General features: G+C 68.9%; 20 protein-coding genes and 1 pseudogene. 14 read left to right on the forward strand and 7 right to left on the reverse strand.

The window, feature by feature from the left end:
* Window positions 1-6: 6 nt before the first annotated feature.
* Window positions 7-1017, reverse strand: a complete 1011-nt coding sequence (ligD, locus tag ACWGE0_RS26870; RefSeq protein ID WP_452263668.1) for a non-homologous end-joining DNA ligase — start codon at window positions 1015-1017, stop codon at window positions 7-9.
* A gap of 9 nt (window positions 1018-1026) precedes the next feature.
* Window positions 1027-1626 carry a TetR family transcriptional regulator gene (locus tag ACWGE0_RS26875; protein ID WP_319966879.1) on the reverse strand — a complete coding sequence of 200 codons (600 nt, stop codon included), beginning with the start codon at window positions 1624-1626 and terminating at the stop codon, window positions 1027-1029.
* 59 nt (window positions 1627-1685) lie between these two features.
* Here ACWGE0_RS26875 and ACWGE0_RS26880 point away from each other — a divergent pair, with 59 nt between their 5' ends.
* From ACWGE0_RS26880 to ACWGE0_RS26895, 4 genes are read left to right on the forward strand one after another with little or no spacing between them, the layout of a single operon-like run.
* On the forward strand, window positions 1686-2837 hold the full coding sequence (locus ACWGE0_RS26880; protein ID WP_452263669.1) for an acyl-CoA dehydrogenase family protein: 1152 nt from the start codon (window positions 1686-1688) through the stop codon (window positions 2835-2837).
* 10 nt (window positions 2838-2847) lie between these two features.
* Window positions 2848-4017 carry an acyl-CoA dehydrogenase family protein gene (locus ACWGE0_RS26885; protein ID WP_452263670.1) on the forward strand — a complete coding sequence of 390 codons (1170 nt, stop codon included), beginning with the start codon at window positions 2848-2850 and terminating at the stop codon, window positions 4015-4017.
* A 16-nt stretch (window positions 4018-4033) separates the two neighbouring features.
* Window positions 4034-4780 (forward strand): MaoC/PaaZ C-terminal domain-containing protein, encoded by a 747-nt coding sequence (locus ACWGE0_RS26890; RefSeq protein WP_452263671.1) that lies wholly within the window; start codon window positions 4034-4036, stop codon window positions 4778-4780.
* Window positions 4777-5337 (forward strand): LuxR C-terminal-related transcriptional regulator, encoded by a 561-nt coding sequence (locus ACWGE0_RS26895; protein WP_452263672.1) that lies wholly within the window; start codon window positions 4777-4779, stop codon window positions 5335-5337. Before ACWGE0_RS26890 ends, ACWGE0_RS26895 begins: the two co-directional genes overlap by 4 nt.
* A gap of 1 nt (window position 5338) precedes the next feature.
* On the opposite strand, the gene ACWGE0_RS26900 is transcribed toward ACWGE0_RS26895, so the two are convergent.
* Window positions 5339-5467, reverse strand: coding sequence for a hypothetical protein (locus ACWGE0_RS26900; protein WP_452263673.1), 129 nt, complete (start codon window positions 5465-5467; stop codon window positions 5339-5341).
* Between the two features lie 103 nt (window positions 5468-5570).
* Window positions 5571-7523, reverse strand: a complete 1953-nt coding sequence (locus tag ACWGE0_RS26905; protein WP_452263674.1) for a LuxR C-terminal-related transcriptional regulator — start codon at window positions 7521-7523, stop codon at window positions 5571-5573.
* Between the two features lie 198 nt (window positions 7524-7721).
* On the opposite strand from ACWGE0_RS26905, the gene ACWGE0_RS26910 reads away from it, so the two are divergent.
* Window positions 7722-8102 (forward strand): SsgA family sporulation/cell division regulator, encoded by a 381-nt coding sequence (locus tag ACWGE0_RS26910; protein ID WP_452263675.1) that lies wholly within the window; start codon window positions 7722-7724, stop codon window positions 8100-8102.
* Here ACWGE0_RS26910 and ACWGE0_RS26915 read toward each other — a convergent pair.
* Genes ACWGE0_RS26915 through ACWGE0_RS26925 form a run of 3 tightly spaced genes read right to left on the reverse strand, consistent with a single transcriptional unit; the run spans window position 8094 to window position 12291 of the window.
* Window positions 8094-10427 (reverse strand): helix-turn-helix domain-containing protein, encoded by a 2334-nt coding sequence (locus ACWGE0_RS26915; protein ID WP_452263676.1) that lies wholly within the window; start codon window positions 10425-10427, stop codon window positions 8094-8096. The genes ACWGE0_RS26910 and ACWGE0_RS26915 overlap by 9 nt on opposite strands.
* A gap of 33 nt (window positions 10428-10460) precedes the next feature.
* Complete coding sequence (locus tag ACWGE0_RS26920; protein WP_452263677.1) at window positions 10461-11627, reverse strand: helix-turn-helix domain-containing protein; 1167 nt, start codon at window positions 11625-11627, stop codon at window positions 10461-10463.
* Window positions 11628-11637: 10 nt separating this feature from the next.
* The gene (locus ACWGE0_RS26925; protein WP_452263678.1) at window positions 11638-12291 is read right to left on the reverse strand and encodes a GntR family transcriptional regulator; all 654 of its coding nucleotides are present in this window, start codon (window positions 12289-12291) and stop codon (window positions 11638-11640) included.
* Window positions 12292-12409: 118 nt separating this feature from the next.
* On the opposite strand from ACWGE0_RS26925, the gene ACWGE0_RS26930 reads away from it, so the two are divergent.
* The 9 genes and pseudogenes from ACWGE0_RS26930 (at window position 12410) to ACWGE0_RS26970 (ending at window position 21643) form a co-directional block, all read left to right on the forward strand.
* On the forward strand, window positions 12410-13363 hold the full coding sequence (locus ACWGE0_RS26930; protein ID WP_452263679.1) for an asparaginase: 954 nt from the start codon (window positions 12410-12412) through the stop codon (window positions 13361-13363).
* Between the two features lie 186 nt (window positions 13364-13549).
* Entirely contained in the window at window positions 13550-13840 is a 291-nt protein-coding gene (locus tag ACWGE0_RS26935) for a hypothetical protein (RefSeq protein WP_452263680.1), read from the forward strand.
* 122 nt (window positions 13841-13962) lie between these two features.
* On the forward strand, window positions 13963-14385 hold the full coding sequence (gene msrB, locus ACWGE0_RS26940) for a peptide-methionine (R)-S-oxide reductase MsrB (protein ID WP_093605244.1): 423 nt from the start codon (window positions 13963-13965) through the stop codon (window positions 14383-14385).
* A gap of 258 nt (window positions 14386-14643) precedes the next feature.
* Complete coding sequence (locus tag ACWGE0_RS26945) at window positions 14644-15540, forward strand: TIGR04222 domain-containing membrane protein (RefSeq protein WP_452263681.1); 897 nt, start codon at window positions 14644-14646, stop codon at window positions 15538-15540.
* 89 nt (window positions 15541-15629) lie between these two features.
* Window positions 15630-16172, forward strand: a pseudogene (locus tag ACWGE0_RS26950) (TIGR04222 domain-containing membrane protein); the annotation flags it as partial.
* Between the two features lie 106 nt (window positions 16173-16278).
* Entirely contained in the window at window positions 16279-17211 is a 933-nt protein-coding gene (locus ACWGE0_RS26955) for a TIGR04222 domain-containing membrane protein (protein ID WP_452263682.1), read from the forward strand.
* On the forward strand, window positions 17211-18029 hold the full coding sequence (locus tag ACWGE0_RS26960; RefSeq protein ID WP_452263683.1) for a DUF692 domain-containing protein: 819 nt from the start codon (window positions 17211-17213) through the stop codon (window positions 18027-18029). The genes ACWGE0_RS26955 and ACWGE0_RS26960 overlap by 1 nt, the downstream gene beginning before the upstream one ends.
* A 1-nt stretch (window position 18030) precedes the next feature.
* Window positions 18031-18393 carry a hypothetical protein gene (locus tag ACWGE0_RS26965; RefSeq protein ID WP_452263728.1) on the forward strand — a complete coding sequence of 121 codons (363 nt, stop codon included), beginning with the start codon at window positions 18031-18033 and terminating at the stop codon, window positions 18391-18393.
* Between the two features lie 175 nt (window positions 18394-18568).
* Window positions 18569-21643: a S8 family peptidase gene (locus ACWGE0_RS26970; protein ID WP_452263684.1), complete on the forward strand. Its 3075-nt coding sequence runs from the start codon at window positions 18569-18571 to the stop codon at window positions 21641-21643.
* Window positions 21644-21650 lie beyond the last annotated feature (7 nt).

Here is a 21650-nt window from a genome sequence, read left to right on the forward strand (position 1 = left end):
CGGCCGTTACTCCTGCTTGCGGGCGCGCGACGGCTGCACGCGCATCGGCTCGCCCGGCATCTTCGGGTAGTCCGGCGGGTACGGCATCTCGCCGCGCGGGTCGGCGGCGTACCACTCCAGCAGCTTCTCGATGCCGAACGCCTCGAAGTCCAGGCCGGCGTGCAGATTTCGGCGCTCCTCCAGGTACTTCGGCACGGTCAGCACGTCGAAGTCGTCCGGATCCACAGTGGACAGTTCGTCCCAGGTGACCGGCGTGGAGACGGTGGCGCGCGGGGTGCCGCGGACCGACCAGGCCGAGGCGATCGTGCGGTCGCGGGCGGCCTGGTTGAAGTCGATGAAGACGCGCTCGCCGCGTTCTTCCTTCCACCACGCCGAAGTCGCCAGGGAAGGGGCCCGCTTTTCCACCTCGCGGGCCAGGGCGATCACGGCGTGGCGCACGTCGATGAAGTCCCACGAAGGCCGGATCCGGACCGCGACGTGGATGCCGCGGCCGCCGGAAGTCTTCGGGTAGCCCGTCAGACCGGCGTCGGCCAGCACCTCGCGCAGCACGAGAGCGACGCGGGCCGCGTCCGAGAAGTCGGTGCCCGGCTGCGGGTCCAGGTCGATGCGCAGTTCGTCGGGGTGGTCGACGTCGGTACGCCGCACCGGCCACGGGTGGAAGTCGAACGTGCCGAGGTTCGCGGCCCAGACGATGACGGCTTCCGAGGTCGGGCAGATCTCGTCGGCGGGCCGGCCGGACGGGAACTTGACCTGCACGGTCTCGACGTACGAGGGGGCACCCTTGGGCACGCGCTTCTGGTAGAACGCCTCGCCCTCGACGCCGTCGACGTAGCGCTTCAGGACCACCGGGCGGTCGCGCAGCACCTCCAGGAGCGCGGGGGCCACGGTGCGGTAGTACTCGACCACCTGCCCCTTGGTGATGCCCCGCGCGGGGAAGTACGGCTTGTCCGGGTTGGACACCCGCACCAGCTGGTCACCGACCTCTAGCTCGATCGCCTTCGCCTTCGCAGCAGCCACGCCAAGACACTAGAGGCCGCGCACGAACGCCGCGAGCGCCAGCTCGAAGCTGTCGCGGTCGAGTTCGCGCGCGACGCCCGGCAGCAGGTGGGCCCGGTCCAGGTGCGGGTAGCGGCCGGAGTAGTCGGCGGGGTCGGCGGAGAAGCCGCTCGAGAACGAGCTCAGCGCCGAACCGAACACGATGTACATGAGGCCCGCGGCGATCATCGTGGCTTCCCTGCGCGACCAGCCGGCGTCGACCAACGCGCCGTGCAGGATGTCCAGCCGTTTCAGCGACTCGTCACGACCAGCCGGGCCGTACGCCAGGAACGGGACGATGTTCGGGTGCGACGAGAGCGCCGCGCGGTACGAGCGCGCGCACCGGATCAAGCCCTCCCGCCAGTCGACGGTGAATCCGGAGACGTCGACTGTAGACAGGATGGAGGATGCGACGTCGTTGAGCAGCTGGTCCTTGGTGCGGACGTGCCCGTACAGCGACGCCGCCTGCACGCCCAGCGAGGCGGCGAGCTTGCGCATGGACAGGCCGTCGAGGCCGTCGCGGTCGATGATCTCCAGAGCCACCGACCTGATGCGGTCGGGGCTCAGCAGAGGGGTGCTCGGCCGGGGCATGTGAGTTAACCTAACACTGTTCGGTTAATCGGGAGGCCGCACCAGTCGGGAGTTCTGGGTTGGACTTGACGCTTTCGGACGAACACCGGCAGCTCAAGGAGCTGGCGCACCGCTTCACGGAGGAGCGGATCGTCCCCCACGCCACGCGCTGGGACCGTGAGGAAGCGATCGACAAAGAGCTGGTCCCGGCGCTCGGCGAGGTCGGGTTCCTCGGGCTCGGCATCGACGAGCGCTACGGCGGCTCCGGCGGCGACAACCTCGCCTACTGCCTGGTGCTCGAAGAGGTCGCGCGCGGCGATTCAGCGGTGCGGGGCATCATCTCGGTGTCGCTGGGGCTGGTCGCGAAGTCGATCGCGAAGCACGGCACCGAGGAGCAGAAACAACGCTGGCTGCCGGGCCTCACCGCGGGCACCCAAGTCGGCTGTTTCGCGCTCACCGAACCCGGCACCGGGTCAGATGCCGGCAGCCTCGTCACCAAAGCCACCAGAACGGACAACGGCTACCGCATCAACGGCCGCAAGGTCTTCATCACCAACGGCACGTGGGCGGACGTCGCGCTGGTGTTCGCCCGGACCGGAGGACCGGGGCCTAAGGGCATCAGCGCCTTCCTGGTCCCCACCTGCACCGCGGGCTTCGCCGCCACCGAGATCAAGGGCAAGCTCGGCATGCGCGGCCAGGCCACCGCCGAGATCACCCTCGACGACGTCGAGGTGCCCGCGGACGCCCTGCTCAGCAACGAAGGCGAAGGCTTCAAGCTCGCGATGGGCGCGCTCGACAAGGGCCGCATGTCCGTCGCGGCGGGCTGCGTCGGTGCCGCACGAGGCGCGTTCGAGGCCGCACTCCAGTACGCGAAGGAACGGGAGCAGTTCGGCAAGCCCATCGCGGGCTTCCAGCTCGTCCAGGAACTCCTCGCCGACATGGCCGTGGAGACCGACGCCGCCCGGCTCCTCACCTGGCGCGTCGCCGACCTCGCTGACCGCGGGCAGCCGTTCAGCACCGAAGCGAGCATGGCCAAGCTCTACGCCAGCGAGGCCGCGGTCAAGGTCGCCAACAGCGCCATCCAGGTCTTCGGCGGCTACGGCTACATAGACGAGTACCCCGTGGGCAAGTTCCTGCGGGACGCCCGAGTCACCACCCTCTACGAGGGCACCAGTCAGATCCAGAAACTGCTCATCGGCCGTGCGCTGACGGGCATCAACGCGTTCGTCTAAGGGGCAGAAAATGGACTTCACGCTCGACGAAGAACAGAAGGAGATCCGCGACTGGGTGCGGACCTTCGTGCGCAAGGAGATCATCCCGCTCGAGCCCGAGGTGCTCCGCCGCGAGCGCGCCGGCCAGCCGGGCCTGCCGAAGGACGAGCTGAAAGCCCTGCAGGACAAGGCGAAGCAGGCCGGGTTCTTCGGTGTGCTGACGCCGCAGGAGTACGGCGGCATGGGGCTCGGCGGGATGATGACCGCGCTCATCGAGGCCGAGCTCGGGCGCAGCTTCGTCCCGTTCCGGTTCGGCGGGTACGCGGACAACATCCTGTTCCACGGCAACGAGGAGCAGAAGCAGCGCTACCTGCTGCCGACCATCTCCGGCGAACGCGTGTCGTGCTTCGCGATCACCGAACCCGGCGCCGGCAGTGACGCCAAGGCCATCCGCACGACCGCCGTCAAGGACGGGAACGAGTGGGTGATCAACGGCGAGAAGACGTTCATCACGCAGGGCAACGAGGCCGACTTCGTGATGGTGTTCGCGATCACCGACAAGGAGAAGGGCGCCGACGGCGGCGTCACCTGCTTCCTGGTCGACCGCGACATGGGCTGGAAGTCCGAGCCCATCCCGACCATGGGCCAGTGGGGCCCGGCGGCGCTCGTGTTCGACAACGTGCGGGTGCCGGAGGAGAACATCCTCGGCGAGCTCGGCAAGGGCTTCAACCTGGCGATGCAGTGGATCGGCCAGGGCCGGTACCTGCTGCCCGCCCGCGCGCTCGGCAGCGTCGAGCGGCTGGTCGAGATGGCGATCGAGCAGGCCAAGAACCGCGTCACGTTCGGCCAGCCCATCGCCGAGTACCAGGCCATCCAGTGGATGATCGCCGACTCCGCGGTCGAGATCGAGGCGCTGCGCTGGCTCGTGCTGCACGCCGCGTGGCTCGTCGACCAGAAGAAGGACTCGCGGCAGGCACAGTCGATCGCGAAGCTCTACGGCGGCATCAAGGCCAACGAGATCGTGGACCGCGTGCTGCAGATCCACGGCGGCATGGGCTACACCCGTGAGCTGCCGATCGAGCGCTGGTACCGCGAGCTGCGGCTGCTGCGGATCTACGAGGGCACCGACGAGATCCAGCGCCGCACGATCGCCCGCAACCTGCTCAAGGGGCACGCGAACGTCCGCGGCACGCTCGGTTAGCCCTTATCTTGGGGAAATGCTGCGACACGACATCCTCGGCGTCGTCGAACGACAGGTCCGCACCTGGTCGGCCGGCGACGCCGGGGTGTTCGGGTCGGCCGTCGGGGCCTACTCCCCCGCGTTCGCCATCCCGCTGTTGCAGCAGGGCGGCCCGCAGCTGGGGCTGACCGGCGCCGACATGACGCAGGTGCTGCACGCCGAACAGTCGTTGTGGCTGCACCGCAGGCTTCCGTCACACGGCTCGGCGGTCGTCACCAAGACCGTGACCGACATCTACGACAAACGCTCGGGCGCTCTCGTCGTCAGCACCTGGGAGTCGGAGTACGCGAGAACGCGGTCGTCGTGCTTCATCAAGGGCGAAGGCGGTTTCGGCGGCGAACGCGGCGAGACCCGCATGTTCGAGGTGCCGGCGGACGAACCAGCCGTGAGCTACTTCCAGACGTCCGCCGACCAAGCGCTGCGCTATCGCGAGACCGGTGACGTCAACCCGATGCATTACGACCCGGAATTCGCCGCCAGAGCCGGATTCGACCGGCCGATCCTGCACGGCCTGTGCACGCTCGGAATCACCGTGCGCGGCAAGGACTTCACCGAGCTGCACGCCCGGTTCACCGCACCCGCGTTCCCCGGTGACGAGCTCCGGATCGAGCACTGGCCGACTGGCGAGTTCCGCACGTTCGCCGGCGACAGACAGGTGCTCATCGGATCGGTTCGGTTTTCCGAAGTGGACAGCCGCGGAAAGCCTGCACGATCGCAATCATGAGCACAGCCCTGGCGACCGTGGACATCGGGATCGAACCGGTGCGGGTCGCGGTCGAGTCCCGTGACCTGATCAGCGCCGCCGGCGTGGCACACCTGCTGAAGAACTCCCCACGAGTGCAGGTCGTGCAAGACCGTACCGACGCACATGTGCTACTCGCCGTCGTCAACGAACTCTGCACACAACAAGCCGCACGGCTGCGCGCCACCGGTTCGGGCAGGATCGTGGTGATCGCGGCACGGGTGCACGACCTCACACCGTCGATCGCAGCCCAGGCCGGACTCGCGACCCCGGTGCGGCGCGCGGACGTCAATGCCGAACGCCTGATCAGACTGCTCGTCGGCGGGCAACCGGTGCAGGACCGGGCGTCGGTGCTGACCGACCGCGATCTGCAGCTGCTGAAGCTGCTGGCCGACGGTGCGACGATCGCGGAGGTCGCCGCGCGGCTGTTCTGCTCGGAGCGGACCGTGAAGTACGCGCTGCACCAGCTGCTGGAACGGTTCGGGCTGCGCAACCGGGTGCACGCGGTGGCGTGGGCGATCCGGTCCGGCCTGCTGTGAGTCAAGCAGCTTCGGAGCCGTAGTACTGGTCCCACGTGATGGCGCCCTGCAGCACGTCGTGGACGTCGTGCTCGGGCATCGCCGGCACGATCGGGGTGCGCTGGGGCTGGTCGTCACTGCGGCCGGACATCGTGAGCTCCCGTCGTTTCGTTGCTGTTGTTGGCAAAGAACGTCGGGACGGCCGCACGAGGTTCACATCCGTATGGGTGACAACGAATCTCAAATGGCGGGTCTCAACTGGGACCGAAAACCGAAGACAGCTGCACGCGCCTGTTGATGCCGACCTTGCGGTACACGCGAGTCAGATGCAGCTCGACAGCGCGCTGGGTGACGTTGAACCGCGTCGCGATCACCCGGTTCGTCTCCCCCTCCAGCGCCAACCGCACGATGCGCGCCTCATGTGGCGTCAGCTTTCCCCACGCCGCCCCGCGCACCGGCCGATACGGCTCCTCCAGCGCGGCCCTGGCCTCGTCGAGCAGTTCGGGCACCCCGGCTCGTTCGGCGTCGGCCAGCGCGGCCCGCGGCGCACCTAGGGCGAGGTGCATGCGCGCTCGGTGATGCAGCAACAACGTGCACACCCACGCGGGCGGCAACGTGCCCGTGTAACCAAGGCGTACCAACATCTCCCGCGCCTCGCCCGCACGACCGCTGTCCACACAGGACGCTACGAACGCCGCGGCCCCCAACGCCACGCAACCTCGCGCCGGTGACGACCGGGCGAGATCACGCATGAGCCGGAACACCGCCGCGTGGTCACCGTTCGCCCGGTGCGCCCACATCTCCAGCGCCACCAGCCAGTCGTTCTCCGCGCCGACGAGCCGGATTCGCAACCGTGGCGCGAAGTCCAGCACCGCGACGGATTCGGCGAGCACCAGCCCGAGTCCGGCGAGCACGAGCGCCGGCAACAATCGCGGCCCGCTCTCCGGGAGATCGCGGAGCGCCTGCTCAGGATCCGCGGGAACGTCAGGAGAACTTCCCAGAGCGTCCAGGACGTCCTCGTCGCACTGCCAGTCCAGCGCCACCACATCGAGCCAGTCCAACGCATCACCGTCGACAGAAAGTCGTTGCCGGGCAAGCTCATCGGCCCGTGGCGCGATCCCGCACCGCACGTGGAGATCCGCCATCCCGATCGCCACCTGCGCCGCCGTCGGCCCGTCCATCGGTTCCCGCAGAGCCGCTCGCAGGCACTTCTCCGCACGGGCCGGACGTCCAGCGGCCCGGTGCAACCGCGCCGCGCTGTGCAACAGCGGAGCGACCCATTGCGCACCAACGGGTTCCGCGCACGCCACGATGTGGTCAGCAACAGCGGCGGGTGGGTCGCACCGCCGATGCATGACGTCTGAAGCCTTGCGGTGCAAGTGCTCCCGTGCCTCGGGCTCCATCTCGTGCCGGATCGCGTGACCCAGTGCCGGCGACTGGATCCGCATGGGATCGGCGACGGCCAGCCGTGCGTCGACGAGCCGTTCGAACGCGGCGAGCGTCTGGTACGAGCCCGTTCCGACGACCTCGCACAGCAGGTCCAGAGGTGCGTCTCCCAGCACGGCGAGCGCGCGGGCGACCATCGCCGCGTCGGCGTCCAGCACCTGCCAGTGCCGCCGCACGGCACGCAGCAGCCGTGGCAACCGCAACCCGGCAAGCGTGTCGCACGACGAAAGGTCCGGCACGAGGTCCAGCACATCGCTGACCACACCGGGGGCGCCGCCGCTGAAGTGCAGGCACAACGCGGTCAGCTCCGGCGACTCGACGTCGAACCGGCGCCGGATCAGCTCGGCCACCGACTCCGCGTCGACAGGCCGCAACGGCACCCGCACGGCGTCCACCGCAAGGTCCAAGGCGTCCGGATCGACGTCACCGCCGAGCACCACGACGCCGGGGAATCGCGACAACCGCTCGGTCTCCTCCGCACAGAGCTGCTCGACGTCGTCCACCACGAGCACCGTGTGCCGGTCGACCTCCGCCAACGCCCGCAGCCCGCGCACCGGCCGCAACCCGCTCCGCACCGCGATCGACGACGCGACGGCCAGCAGCGCGCTCTTGCCCATCCCAGTCGCGCCGTAGACCACGCACGACCGCGCACCGCCAAGCGCGTCTGTCAAGACCGCGATCTCCCGCTCACGGCCCACGAGAAGGCCGCCCGCCTGGCGCACGACGGTGTCGACGAGGCCGGGGCGAAGTGGGGCAACCATGCCATCCAGCAAATCGCGGGCGACCGGGAAGGACCATGCAGAAGCACCGGCAGAAGTTCCGCAGGTCTGCCCGTTCGCACACCTGAACCAGAACTGTTCGACCGATCAATTGGTAATGGCAACACCGAAACCTTGAACCAATTCGGCACCCGTTGCGTGAGAACTGAAGTACACAGACGAACACTTCAGGGAGTTCCGATGCGGGTCGCGTCACGCACCGTCTTCGACTTCGTCCGGCCGAGCGGCACGACCGCGCCGGTGGAGACCGAACTGATCTACCAGGCGGACGACCCGTTCGCGGTGACGATGAAGTTCCACTCGGGCGGCGCGGTGGCCACCTGGGTCATGGGCCGGGATCTGCTCGCCGAGGGCATGACCAAGGCGTCCGGCGAGGGCGACGTGCGGTTGAGCCCGCACGGCCGTGCACTGGTGCTGGAACTGGTCTCCGACCAGCACGTGACGGTGTTCCGGCTGACGAGAGGCACGCTGCGGAAGTTCCTCGACGCCACCTATCGGCTCGTGCCGCCCGGTACCGAAGTTTTCGACGCCGACGCGTTTCTCAGCACGGTCCTACGCTGACACGTTGATTCCAAGTGCGTCGGCAACCTCGTGCTGCAGTTTGGTCATGCCGGGTGATTCGTAGCGTTCGCTCTCGGCCAATGCGCGCACGCGATGCCGGATCGCCGCGTCGCGGTCGTCCACGCGGTCGCAGAGCCCGGCGAGCTCCATCAGCACCGCCACCTTGACCTCCGGGTCGGCAAGCGACTCCACCGCCATGGTCAGCTGGTCGCGCGCCTCGGCGAACCGGCCCGCCGAGAGCAGCGTCCGGCCACGGGTGAGCCGGGCCATCGACCGCAGGTTCGCCGATCCCCGCCCGGTCAGCGCCTCCGCCTCCGCCACCGCGTCGAGCGCGGCGTCGTGGTCTCCCGCCGCCACGAGAGCGTCTGCCAGCCGAAGAACCAGCTGTGCGGCGTTCTCCAACGCAACGCCGCGTTCGGCACCACGCAGCGTGCGTTCCTCCGCGACACACCGCCGGTGTGTCTCGACGGCATCGGCGTAGCGACCCAGCCGTTGCAGCAGAACTCCGCTGTACGACAACGCGAGCACCACGTTCATCGGCCGGCCGGCCTCCCGGAACAGCTCGGCGGCGCGCCTGGCATGGGCCACGCCCTCCCCGTGGTCGCCGGTGCGGGTCACGATTCCCGCGCAGTAGTAGTGCGCCCACGCCGTCTCGGCCAGCGAGCCGCACTCCTGCGCGGCCCGCAAGGCCTCCTCGTGCCACCTCATGGCCAGCGGGATGTTCGTGTGGCGGGCCATGTAGACCCAGCACACGAAGTTGAGCTGCTGGGCCTGCTGCTCCCGCTCGCCGAGTTCGCGCGCCGCGGTCACACCGCCGGTGTAGACCTCCTGCCACAGGTCGCCCGTTCCGCGGTGATCGGAGTACCAGTGCATCGACCGCGCCAGCCCCAGCACCTGCTCGTGGGCACCGTCGTCAACAGCCTCGCGGAACGCGCCACGCCAGTTCGCGAGCTCTGCGGACAGCCAGCGGTCCGCGCTCATCAGGTCGGACGCGCCGTTGTCGTCCGGGAAGAACGCCGACGCGCACCGCATGGCGGTGGTCAGCAGCCAATCGCGCGTGCGCAAGCGGTGTGTGTCGAGGTCGGGCTCCTCGCTGTGCATGCGTTCGCGCGCGTAGTCACGAATCAGGTCGTGAAACGAGTACCGGCCGGGGACGTCCGGACGGAGGAGGCTCGCGTCGACGAGTTCCTCCAGCAACGTCTCCGCCTCGTCGGCCGGAACGTCCGCGGCGACGGCGGCGAGCGCGACGGACGTGTCCGGGCCGTGGATGAGCGCGAGCCTGCGGAAGATCGCCGCGGTTCCGGGGGCGAGCAGGCGGTAGGACAGCTCGAACGCCGTGCGGACCTGGACGTCTCCGGTCGCGAGCACGTCGAGGCGTTCGCGTTCGTCGGAGAGCTGGCAGGCGAGGTGGCGCAACGACCACGCGGTGCGACCGGCCAACCGGTGGCCCGCGATGGCGAGCGCCAGCGGGACGCCGCCGCACAGCCCCGCGACCAGGTCGGCCGACCGCAGATCCGCCTGGATCCGGTCGGCACCGGCGGTCGCGGCGAGCAGTGCGACGGCGCCGTCGTGCCGCAACGGGCCGAGGTCGAGGCGGTGCCGGGAGTCCAGGCCCGCCAGCACGTTGCGGCTGGTCACCAGGACGAGCGAACCGGGGCTCGCGGCGAGCAGCGGCCGCACTTGGGCCTCGTTCGCGGCGTTGTCGAGCACCAGCAGCACGGTCCGTTCGCGCAGCATCGACCGGTAGAGGCGGACGCGGTCACGCGGATCGGACGGCATCCGGGCGTCCGGGACGCCGAACGCCCGCAGCAGCCGCGCGATCGCCCGTTCCGCGGACAGCGGGGTGGCGTCCATGCCGCGCAGGTCGAGGTGGAGGCTGCCGTCGGTGAACTGCCCCGCGAACCGGTGCGCCGCGTCCACCGCGAGAGAGGTCTTGCCCACGCCCGGAGGTCCGTGCACGACGACGACGTCCAGCACCGACGACGCCGTCGCACGGCTGATGCACTCGGCGAGTTCCTGCTGTTCCGGCTCTCGGCCGACCAGGGTCTCGGCAGGCGGTGGCGCGCAGTCGGTGCGTTCGGGACGGGGTTGCGCCGCCTCCGACGACCTGGCGAGCGCGACGAACTCGTCGGCCTCGGCACCGTCCAGGCCGAGCCCCGTCACCAGCAGGTCGACTGTATGCACTTGAGGTGTGTGCACCCGGCCGCGTTCGAGGTCGCTCAGCGTGCGCACGCCCAGACCGGTGTGCGCGGCGAGATCCTCCTGGGTGAGTGCCGCCCGGCGCCGGTAGAAGCGCAGGAACTCGCTGAAGGTGGTCGCGCGCACCTGATCACCCTCGCAGATGATGGTGGAACGCGCTCACACGAGACTGTTGGCGAACGTCCTGACCAGGCCGTGGATCGAGTAACCGTGGTCGTCGGCGTCGAGCAGGCTGACGTCGGCGAGATCCTCCAGCGCCCGCTGCGCCTCGGCGACACCGATGCCCGCGAGTTCGGCGGCGAGCTCAGCGGTGACGCGGGTGCCGGTGAGCAGCCCGAGCCGGCGGAACACCAGCCGCGCGGTCTCCGGCAGGTGCGCCAGCGACACCTCGAACGCGCCGCGCACGTCGAGATCGCCCGCGGTGAGCGCGGCCAGGCGGCGTTCCTCGATCTGCTCCACCAGGTGCCGCAGCGGCCAGCGCGGCCTGCTGGCGAGTCGGTTGCCGGCGATCCGCAACGCGAGCGGCGACATCCCGCACAGCCGGACGAGCTCGTGCGCGGTGGGCAGATCGGCGTCGACGCGGTGCTGCCCGACGATCGACGCGAGCAACTCGACGGCCGCCTCTTCGGTGAGCCCGCCGAGCCTGATCCGGGTGGGGGCGGCGAGCCTGCGCCGGGACGTCACGATCGTCAGGCAGCCCGGTTCGTCTGCCGCGAGCGTGCGCACCTCCTCCTCCGCGCTCGCACCGTCGAGCACGAGCAGAAGGCGCTTCCCCGTGAGCAACGACAAGTACAGCCTTCTCTGGCCGTTCGCGTCCTCCGGCATGTGCGCGGTGGGGACGCCGAGGTCCTTCAACAACCGTTCGAGCGGAGCGTCGCCGTCGAGTTCGATGAGCAGCTGTCCGTCCGGGAAACGGCCCTCCAGCAGATGGGCGGCCTTCACGGCGAGGCTCGTCTTGCCCGTGCCCGCCGCACCGTGGACGACCACGAGCCGGTCGTGCGTGGTGGCGATCGTGTCGAGTTCCGCGTCCCTGCCGACGAGGTCCGCGACGTACAGCGGCAGCGACCAGACCGGGTTCCGCGGCGCGACCCGGCCGGTGCGGGCGAGCCGGCGCAACTCCTCGCGGCCGCGGTCGTCGAGGCCGAGCGCGTCGGCCAGGGCCTCGGTGGTACGGCGCTGGGGCGAACGGGCCCGGCCGCGTTCCATGTCGCTGATGGCGCGGACGCTGACCCCGGACCGCTCGCTGAGCTCCTCCTGGCTGAGCCCGACGTGCTTGCGGTGGTGCAGGAGCCTCGCCCCGAACGTCAGACCACCGCCGAAATCCATATAACTGAAGTTAGTGCTTCAAACTCGTCAACATCTGCGCACACACCCGAGAGAGGTGTCGCCGCATCACGATCGAGGCCCTGGCCGCGTCGCCGTCCTCGATCGCCTTGACGAGTTCGTCGTGGTCGTCCATCGACGCGTGCTGGTGCGGCGGGTCGTCCTCGAGCGCACTGCGGAGAAGAACAACTCGCTGCTGCACAAGCCGTACCTGCTCGGCGATCCGTGCGCTGCGTGCGGCGTCGAGCAATGTTTGGTGGAACGCGAGGTCCAGTCGGTAGGGGAACGGCTGCCCCGCCTTGTAGTTGCGCCGGCTCTCCGCGCACACCTCGTGCAACCGCACCAGGTCGACGTCGGTCCGGCGGGACGCCGCCAGCTCCGCGGCGGCGCATTCGAGGGCGGTGCGCAGCTCGAACAGCGCCTTGACCTCGTCCGGGTTGGCATCGGGCACGAACGCGCCGCGGTGCGGGACCAGCGTCAGCAGCCCCTCGGAGGCCAGGTGCCGGATCGCCTCGCGCAACGGACCGCGGCTGATGCCGAGCTTCTGCGCCACCTCGACCTCGTTGACCCGGGAGCCTGGAGGGATTTCCCCAGTGAGCACCTGCTCGCGCAAGACGTCGACGGCCTGTCCGGCCAGACTCAGATGCAGCGGGGTCGGAGGTGTCACTTTCGTCTCCTGATCTGGACGGCACCGGCCGTCTCCTGGTTACACTAGCCACGTTGTCAACTGTCGACAGTTGGCAGTTTGGCCAGCTGACGGGCACTTCAGGCGCGGGAGGGACGACATGGGACACGAGGTTGTGGCAGAGGTCTGGCGGGGCGACTTCCTGGAGTCGGTGCACCACGGCACCGTCGTCGCCACCGACGCGTCGGGCACCCCCACCCTGTCCATCGGCCGCCCCGGCGACGTCGCGTTCCCGCGCTCGTCGAACAAGCCGCTCCAGGCCCTCGCGATGCTGCGCAGCGGCCTCGACCTCGACGGCGAGCTGCTCGCCCTGGCCTGCGCCTCGCACTCGGGCGAGGACTTCCACGTCGCCGGCGCGCTGCGGATCCTGGCCTCCGCCGGTCTGACCGAGGACGCGCTGCAGTGCACCCCGGACCTCCCGATCGGCGAGCAGGCCCGCGCGCAGCACCTGGCCCGCGGGCTCGGCCCCGCCCCGAAGTACATGAACTGCTCCGGCAAGCACGCCGCCATGCTCGCCACCTGCGTCGCCAACGGCTGGTCCACCGGCGACTACCTGGACCCGACGCACCCGCTGCAGGTCGCCACGCGCCGGACGATCGAGGACGTGGCCGGCGAGCCCGTCGCCCAGGTCGGCGTCGACGGCTGCGGTGCCCCGATCTTCGCGATCAGCCTCACCGGGCTCGCTCGGGCGTTCGGCCGGCTGGCCGCCGCTCCCGAAGGCACCCTCGAGCACCGCGTGGCCGCCGCGATGAACAAGCACGCGGAGTGGGTCGGCGGTACCGGGCGTGACGTCACCGTGTTGATGGACGCCCTGCCCGGCGTCATCGCCAAGGACGGCGCGGAAGGCGTCTACGCGGTCGGCCTGCCCAGCGGCGAGGGCGTCGCGCTGAAGATCGCCGACGGCTCTTCGCGGGCTCGCGCGGTCGTCGTCGTCGCGGTGCTCAAGCGCCTCGGGGTGGACGTCAGCCTGGTCGAGGACCTCGCCACGGTGCCGGTTCTCGGTCACGGACGCGCGGTCGGCGCCGTCAAGCCCGCACTAGCCCTGGCCGGTTGATCCCGGGCACTAGTGGTGCGGCGCAGAACGTTGCCGGGTGAATTCGCGGTCAGACGGGTGCATCGTGGTGCCGCCCTCGCATCCTCATACTGGACGTATGGGGGTGCGGGGGCGGTACCGCGAGGTGCCCTGCTGAGCGTGAATGCACTCGCCAAGGTTCTGTGCCGCACCACTAGGCTGGTGGTTATGGGCGATTCGAAGGACGAGGGTGAGAAGTTCCAGGAGGAACTGATCGGCCTCGACCCACACGACCCCGAGACGAAGGCGTTCGCCGAGCATCTCGACAAGATGAAGCGGCAGCGCCCCGGCTACACCGTCGAGGGGTACCTGGAAGGTGTGCAGGACTTCGCCGACTCGGCGAACCGCACGAGCGGGCACCAGCGGATGGTGGCCGTCATCGTCGTCGGGCTCATCCTGCTCGGCGTGCTCCTGACGATCTGGTTCGCGCTCGGCGACATCCTCGCCATCATCTTCTGAACCCCGTTTCAGGCCAACACCTTCTGATCCAAACGAGAACGACTCCTTAACGGGCCCTTACGGCGCCGTCCGCCACACCGCCGCCGGGAAGCCCTGCGGCGGTGCTCGCGTTATAAAGGGACATGGAACCTGTTGTCGGCGCCACCCCCAAAGTCGTGCGTTCGGAAGAGGAATGGCGCGCCCAGCTGAACCCCGCCGAGTTCGCGGTGCTGCGCCAGGCAGGCACCGAGCGTCCGTGGACGGGCGAGTACACCGAGACCAAGACCGAGGGCCTCTACGAGTGTCGTGCGTGCGGAGCCGAACTGTTCCGCAGCGACACCAAGTTCGACTCGCACTGCGGCTGGCCGTCTTTCTTCTCGCCACTGGCCGGAGATTCGGTGATCCTGCGGGAGGACCGGGCGCTCGGGATGAAGCGCGTGGAGGTGCTCTGCGCCACATGCCACAGCCACCTGGGGCATGTTTTCGAAGGTGAGGGGTACCCCACTCCGACGGACCAGCGCTACTGCATCAACTCCGTCTCCTTGAAACTCGTTCCGTCCGAATAGGAGACTGAGCTCAGTCCGGCCGCAGCGGCCAGGACCGACCTGGGAGGCACCATGAACTTCTTCGGTACCGACGGTGAAGGCTCCGGCGGAGTCGACGGCGGCTCGTCGAGCTAGCCACGAACAGTGAGCCACAGCCACGAATCAGTGACAGAAACCGGACAACCCTAAGGCTTAGTCAACAAGCCTTGTGAGCATGTGGCCCGGACCACACCATGGACGCTACCGAAGCAACTTCGGGGCAGTCAGGGGGTGGGTCGCATGCAGAGGCCTTGGGGATTGTCCGGACCTGAGTTCCTTCAGCTGTACTGGATCGGACTGGCACTCGCCGTGCTGGTCGCGATCGTCGTTCGGGTACGCGTACGGGCGGGTCACAGCAACCAGCCCGTGCGCTCCCTGGACATGGACGAGCTCGCATATCTTGCGGGAGGTCCACGGCGCGTGGTCGAAACGGCCATCGCACGGCTGCTCACAGCGGGTGAGCTTCGCACTTCACGGCGTGGCACCGTTCAGGCCACGTCCACCACGCAGTCACTCAACTCGGTGGACCGCGCCGTCATCACCGACGCCCAGCGCTACACCAACCGCACGGTCAACCTGATGATCCCGGCCCTCACCGGGGACGGTGCCGTCACGGCGATCGGCCGGCGGCTCGAGGACATGGGGCTGGTGGTCAACCCTGACGTCGCGAAAAGCGCGCTGCGCAAGGGATCCGTCCTGTTGTGGGTGCTGCTCGCGATCGGTGTCGTCCGCTGGGTCAACGGCATCGCGATCGGCGCGAACATCGGCTGGCTGACGTTGCAGCTCGTCATCACCGGGGCGCTGATCTTCGTCCTCACGCGACGTGGCAAGCACGTGCGCACGAGCAAGGGCAACAGCGTGCTGGACGCCGCCCGCACCACGAACACCCGCAGTGCGGCGACGTCCGACGAGGCCCTGTACGCGGGCGCGGCGGGGCTGGTTCTCTTCGGCGGCCTGGCCGTCTACCCGGATCTGGCGGTGCGCAGCTCACTGCTCGCCTCCTCCGGCAGCGGGAGCTACGGCGGCAGCTCCACCGGCTACACCGGGGACGGCGGCAGCGTCAGCTCGTGTTCGAGCGGAAGCAGCTGCGGCGGGGGCGGCGGCTGTGGTGGTGGGTGCGGCGGCGGAGGCGGCTGACCCGTTGATCGGTTCTTTTCAGGTAACAACAGGAACCCGGGGGTAGATCTCACGTCGAAGAAGCACTGGCACCAGTGAGGGGAGTGCTGATGTCCACATCTTCGACACCGCATCAGACGGTCTGGTCAGCGGAGGAGATCGGGTTCCTGGCAGGGGGACCGGGCAGGGCGGCGGAAGCCGTGCTCGCCCGGCTGATGGACGGCGGTCTCGTGCGCGTCTCCCGCGAGGGACTCGTGACCGCCGTCCACCAGAACACCTACGGCGCGATGACAGCGGTCGAGGCGTATGTCCTCGCCGGACTGCACGGCGCCGCCCGCCCGATCAATCAGGTCGTGCAGGTGGCGATGCGCAGCAACGAGATGGCCGCACTGCACCAAAGTCTCATCGCTCGCTCGATGGTGCGCCGAGCGAACGGCAACGGCCGGAACGGGTTGCGGTTCCTGATGTTCCTGCTGGCCGTCGCCACCGTGCCGGCCGCGTTCGTGTTCGACGCGAGGCTGTTCGTGCTGACGGTCGCACTGGTGGTCCTCATCGTGCTCACGCGCAGCAGAGGCCGGCTGACCAAGCACGGCAAGACAGTGCTGCAGTTCGCGTACAGGAATCCGCGCAGTGGTGCGGACCAGGTGGCGTTGTTCGGCCTGCGTCAGGGCAAGCGCCACACGACACGGTCCACTTCGCACGGTGGCGGGTGTGGAAGCAGTTGCAGCACCTCGTACGACTGGAGTCATCACAACTGCGGTGGCTCGTCGTCGAGCTGTTCCAGCATCAGCAGTTCAAGCAGTTGTTCGAGCAGCAGTAGCAGTTGCAGCAGCAGTAGTTCGAGTTGCAGCAGTTCCAGCAGCAGCAGCTGCAGCAGTTCGAGCAGTTGAGGGGGAATCCATGGTCACACCGACGACAACACAAGGGACCCAGCTGTCCCCCGAGCAGATCGGCTACCTGAGCGCAGGACCGGGCAGGGCCGCCGAGACGGCACTGGCGAGGCTGCTCGACGCCGGACTGGTCCGGGTGTCACGCGACGGCCGGGTGTCCGCCGTGCACCAGTACGGCCACCACAGGAACACGCCTGTCGAGGCGCGCATGCATAAGAGCGTGCAGACGCCGGTGTCGTTCAACAAGGTCGTGAAGACCGCCGCATACAGCAACGAAATGCAGGCGCTGCACCGGCAACTGCTCAGCGACAACCTCATGCGCAAGGCCCGCAGGCGCGCCGAGGCGTGGTGGGTCTTCTTCGGGGCCGCCGGGCTGATGACCGTGCTCGGTTTCCTGCTGCCGGGATTCTTCATCGGTGCCGTCGGCTTTCTCGCGATCGGCTTCTGGGCGCGGGGCAGCAGCCCGGTCACCCGAGCGGGCAAGGCCGTGCTGAAGAACGTGACCGCGAGCGACCGGGTGCTCGCCGTGGCGTTGTACGGCTTCGCCGGCAACGTGGCGAGCCAGAAGGTCGGCGACCTCTTCGAGCTGTCCCAGAGCGTGGTCAAGATGATCCCGTTGAAGCGGAAGAAGAAGTCCGGTTCGCGCGGTGGCGGCGGATGCGGCGCCGCGGGATCGAGCTGCGGCAGCGGGTGTGGCAGCAGCAGCTGTGGTAGCAGTAGCAGCAGTTGTTCGTCGAGCAGCGGCAGCAGCTGCTCGTCGGGTGGCAGCAGCTGTGGCGGCGGTGGCGGAGGAGGCAGCTGATGGCGGGGATCACGGACCTGGGTGTCGGCATCGGCTGGCGCCCGGAGATCGACCTGACCGTGGAACGGCTGCCCGGCGTGGACTTCGTCGAGGTCGTCGCCGAGAACCTCCACATCGGACACCTGCCCGAGTCGGTGACGCTGCTGCTGGAACGCGGCATCCCGGTGCTCCCCCACGCCGTGTCGCTGTCGCTGGGCGGCGCGGACCAGGTCGACCTCGACCGGGTCCGGCACCTGGGTGAGGTCGCGGAGGCGGTCGGCGCGCCGATGGTGAGCGACCACGTGTGCTTCGTCCGGGCGGGCGGGCTCGACTCCGGCCACCTGATGCCGGTGCCGCGCACCAAGGACGCCCTCGACGTGCTCGTCGAGAACGTCAAGCTCGCGCAGCGGAACCTGCCCGTGCCGCTCGCGCTGGAGAACGTCGCCGCGCTGCTGGAGTGGCCGGACGGCGAACTGTCCGAGGGCCAGTTCCTCGCCGAACTCGTCGAGCGCACGGACTGCTGGCTGCTCGTGGACGTCGCGAACCTGTACGCGAACGCCTGCAACATCGGCACGGACCCGGAGCGCTTCCTCGACGAGATCCCGTTGGAGCGCCTGGCCTACGTGCACGTGGCCGGCGGCGAAGAGCACGGCGACATCTACCACGACACGCACGCCCACGCGGTGCTGCCGGAAGTGCTCGGCGTTCTCGACGAACTGTGCTCACGCGTCAAGCCACCCGGCGTTCTGCTGGAGCGCGACGACAACTACCCGTCCGACACCGAAATCGCGTCCGAACTGGCCGCGATCCGCGCGGTCGTGGACAAGCACCGTGGCTGAAATGATCGGCGGAAATGAGCATTCGGCCGCACGCGAAAGGCTTGCCGCCCAGCAGGCCGAGCTGTTGAATGCTTTGCTCGCAAAAGGACCTGTTCCGGCGGGATTCGACGAACAACGTCTCAACGTCGAACGGCGTGCGTTGCTGTCGAAACGGCGCAGCATCGTGCGGATGCTCGGCCCTGCGGTCGCCGACGAGCTCGGCGACCGGTTTCGACCGCTGTTCGACGCCTACGCCGTCGAACACCCACGTCGTGCGGGGTCTCGCGCGCGTGAGGATGCCGCCGCGTTCGCCGAATGGTGTCGCGCGTCAGGCGAACTGTCGGTGAATCGCAAGACTCGCTGGAAGTTCTGGCAATCGAACTGACGGGCGAACTTTTCCCCACCAAGAATCCCCCGTTCAGCCCTGTGTGACCCCCGCCACCATCGATACGTTCAAAAGGGTTGGGGGACCTTTTTCGCATTGCTTCACTTTGTCGCGGAAGGCCTTCCGGCCTGCGCGGACCACAGCGCGCAGAAATTCGAACCATGAGGGGATTCGAATGCGCGGAAAATCCAAAGTGCTGGGCGCCGCCTTCACGGCGCTCGCACTGACAGCGGCACCGGCGGTCGCCACCGCCGCACCACCGGCGAGCACACCGCAGAAGACGATCGACGAGGTCACGCTCGTCACCGGCGACAAGGTCCTCCTGGGGCAGGGACAGCACGTCGTCGCGATTCAGCCCGGCGCGGGACGCCAGGGCATGACGTTCAAGACGCACCGCGGTACCGACGGGCACACGACGGTCGTTCCCAAGGACGCGTTCGGGCCCCTGGCGGCGGGCCGGCTCGACCGCAGACTCTTCGACGTCACCACGTTGCTGGAGTTCGGCTACCGCGACCGGATGCCGTTGATCGTGGACGGTCACGCCAGACTCGCGGCGCGGTCCTCCGACGACTGGAGCGCTCTCAAGGCGGAGGCGGCCTCCGGTGACAAGGTCTGGCTCGACGGCATGCGCAAGCCGAGCCTCGACCGCAGCGTCGCCCAGATCGGCGCACCGGCCGCCCACCAGCGCGGCATCACCGGCAAGGGGATCAAGGTCGCCATCGTCGACACCGGCGTCGACGAGAACCACCCCGACCTCAAGGGCCAGCAGGTCGCGGAGAAGAACTTCACGACCGACCCCGACAACACCGACAACGTCGGCCACGGCACCCACGTCGGCTCCACGGTCGCGAGCCACGACGCGAAGTACGGCGGCGTCGCGCCCGGCGCGCAGCTGATCGACGCCAAGGTCTGCGTCGAGTTCGGCTGCCAGGAGTCGTGGATCCTCGACGGCATGCGCTGGGCCGCCGAACAGGGTGCCCAGGTCGTCAACATGAGCCTCGGCGGTGGCGACACCCCCGAGATCGACCCGCTCGAGCAGGCGGTCAACGACCTGACGGCCCAGTACGGCACGTTGTTCGTCATCGCCGCCGGCAACTCGGGTTCGACGGGCTCCGTCAGCTCGCCCAGCACCGCGGAGGCCGCGCTGTCGGTCGGTGCCGTGGACCGCGACGACTCGCTCGCGCCGTTCTCCAGCAAAGGCCCTCGCGCTGGAGACAGCGGGCTCAAGCCGGAGGTGACCGCACCGGGCGTCGGCATCGTCGCGGCGGCAGCGGGCACGAACGGCGACCACTTCGCGGCGAGCGGCACGTCCATGGCGACGCCGCACGTGGCGGGTGCCGCGGCCCTGTTGCGCCAGCAGCACCCGGAGTGGACGCCCGCGCAGCTCAAGTCGGCGCTGGCCACCACGGCCAAGCCGACCGCGGGCGTCAGCGCGTTCGACCAGGGCGCCGGCCGCATCGACGTGGCCAACGCGATCAACCAGGTGCTGACCGCCGACGTCGTCGCGGTGAACCTCGGCCGGCACGAGTGGCCGCACGGTGACGACAAGCCGGAGACCAGGTCGATCACCTACTCCAACCCGACCGACGCGGCGATCACGCTCGACGTCGCGCTGAAGTCCACCGCGCCGCAGGGCATGTTCTCGCTGAGCGCCTCGAAGGTCACGGTTCCGGCCAAGGGCACCGCGGCCGTCAAGGTCACCGGTGACACCCGCATCGGCACCCAGGACGCCGCGTACAGCGGCGAGGTCGTGGCCACGTCCGGTACGCACACCGTCCGCACGCTCGTCGGCATCGACCGCGAGGTGGAGAGCTACACCCTCACCATCGACCTGACCACCAAGGACGGGCAGGACCCCGAGAGCGCCCTGACGTTCATCGACGGCCTGGACAGCAGGGGGTTCAAGGCGATCTTCGGCGCCGGTGACCAGAAGATCCGCATGCCGAAGGGCGTCTACTCGGTCGAGTCGACCTTCAGCTCGCCGCAGGGCCTCGACATGGTGCTCCAGCCGACCGTGAAGCTGACCGGTGACCTGACGATCAAGCAGGACGCCCGGCTGGCGCAGCCGCTGTCGGTGAAGGCACCGGAACCCACCGGCAACTTCGTGGTCGGTGAGCTCTCGTACCGGCGCACGTACGGCCAGCAGATCGTGCAGGCCGGGCTGATCTCGTTCGGTGGTTTCGACGGCATCTCGGCGGCCCAGGTCGGCGGACCGCTCTCGCCGAAGGAACTGTCGTCGCTGGCGACGCTGCACGCGAACTCGGCAGCTGACGCCAACGTCTACTACCGGCTGTCCTACCCGGTCGGCGGCAGCCTGCCGAACGGCCTGACGCGTGCGCCGGAGAAGAAGGACCTGGCTCGCGTCGAGGCCACCATCGGCGGCCTCAAGCCGGACAGCCTGGCGACCAAGGGCGAGTTCCCGACGTCGGTGCACGGCCTGAGCGGCGGCTCCGCGCTCTACCCCGTACCGGTGGGCAGCAAGGCGATCGACTACGTGACGACCGAGGACCTGCGCTGGCAGTCGATCGTGAGCATCACCCACGCGAACGGCGGCCGGGAGCAGACCATCTCCGGACTCCGCACGTACGAGGCCGGCAAGACGTACCAGGAGCGGGAGAACCAGCCGGTCTTCTCGCCGGCGTTGCCCGAGTCCCCGTACCCGTACGCCCAGCGGTCCGGCACGCAGCTGTTCGCCAGCGTTCCGATGCTGAGCGACGCGAACAACGGCCAGGGCGGCTCCACTGTGGACAGCATCCGGGTGGCGCTGGAGCGCAACGGCGTGTTGATCGGTGAAGGCACCAGCGGCAGTTTCCAGAACGTGCCGCTGCCGGAGGCCGACTTCCGTCTCACGGCGGACCTCGACCGGAGCTCGCAGTTCGAGTTCAGCAGCAAGGTGTCCGCGGCGTGGACGTTCAAGTCCAAGGGCGCGCCGAACGTGGTCAGCACCATTCCGCTGAACGTCGTGCGGTTCACGCCCAAGCTCGACGACAACGGCGCGGTGCCCGCGGGCACGTTGCAGCGCATCGGGTTGCTCACGCAGTCGACGGGCGACACGGGCAAGGTGCGCGTCACCGGCGTGCAGTACTCGCACGACGACGGCAAGTCGTGGCGCAACGCGGGTGTGGTCGGCAACAGCGCGTTGGTCTACCACCCGGCGGGCGCCAAGTGGACCTCGTTGAAGGCCACCGCGAAGGACGCCAAGGGCAACACGGTCGAGGTGACCGTGATCCACGCCTACAAGGTGAGCTAGTGCACTG

This window comes from Lentzea sp. NPDC054927, assembly GCF_053610285.1.

Bases quoted from the DNA above. Each gene is read 5' to 3' on its own strand.
- ACWGE0_RS26875 (WP_319966879.1), bottom strand. From the start codon at position 1,626: ATGCCCCGGCCGAGCACCCCTCTGCTGAGCCCCGACCGCATCAGGTCG.
- ACWGE0_RS26885 (WP_452263670.1), top strand. From the start codon at position 2,848: ATGGACTTCACGCTCGACGAAGAACAGAAGGAGATCCGCGACTGGGTG.
- ACWGE0_RS26890 (WP_452263671.1), top strand. From the start codon at position 4,034: ATGCTGCGACACGACATCCTCGGCGTCGTCGAACGACAGGTCCGCACC.
- ACWGE0_RS26895 (WP_452263672.1), top strand. From the start codon at position 4,777: ATGAGCACAGCCCTGGCGACCGTGGACATCGGGATCGAACCGGTGCGG.
- ACWGE0_RS26900 (WP_452263673.1), bottom strand. From the start codon at position 5,467: ATGTCCGGCCGCAGTGACGACCAGCCCCAGCGCACCCCGATCGTGCCG.
- ACWGE0_RS26905 (WP_452263674.1), bottom strand. From the start codon at position 7,523: ATGGTTGCCCCACTTCGCCCCGGCCTCGTCGACACCGTCGTGCGCCAG.
- ACWGE0_RS26910 (WP_452263675.1), top strand. From the start codon at position 7,722: ATGCGGGTCGCGTCACGCACCGTCTTCGACTTCGTCCGGCCGAGCGGC.
- ACWGE0_RS26920 (WP_452263677.1), bottom strand. From the start codon at position 11,627: ATGGATTTCGGCGGTGGTCTGACGTTCGGGGCGAGGCTCCTGCACCAC.
- ACWGE0_RS26930 (WP_452263679.1), top strand. From the start codon at position 12,410: ATGGGACACGAGGTTGTGGCAGAGGTCTGGCGGGGCGACTTCCTGGAG.
- ACWGE0_RS26935 (WP_452263680.1), top strand. From the start codon at position 13,550: ATGGGCGATTCGAAGGACGAGGGTGAGAAGTTCCAGGAGGAACTGATC.
- msrB (WP_093605244.1), top strand. From the start codon at position 13,963: ATGGAACCTGTTGTCGGCGCCACCCCCAAAGTCGTGCGTTCGGAAGAG.
- ACWGE0_RS26945 (WP_452263681.1), top strand. From the start codon at position 14,644: ATGCAGAGGCCTTGGGGATTGTCCGGACCTGAGTTCCTTCAGCTGTAC.
- ACWGE0_RS26960 (WP_452263683.1), top strand. From the start codon at position 17,211: ATGGCGGGGATCACGGACCTGGGTGTCGGCATCGGCTGGCGCCCGGAG.
- ACWGE0_RS26965 (WP_452263728.1), top strand. From the start codon at position 18,031: ATGATCGGCGGAAATGAGCATTCGGCCGCACGCGAAAGGCTTGCCGCC.
- ACWGE0_RS26970 (WP_452263684.1), top strand. From the start codon at position 18,569: ATGCGCGGAAAATCCAAAGTGCTGGGCGCCGCCTTCACGGCGCTCGCA.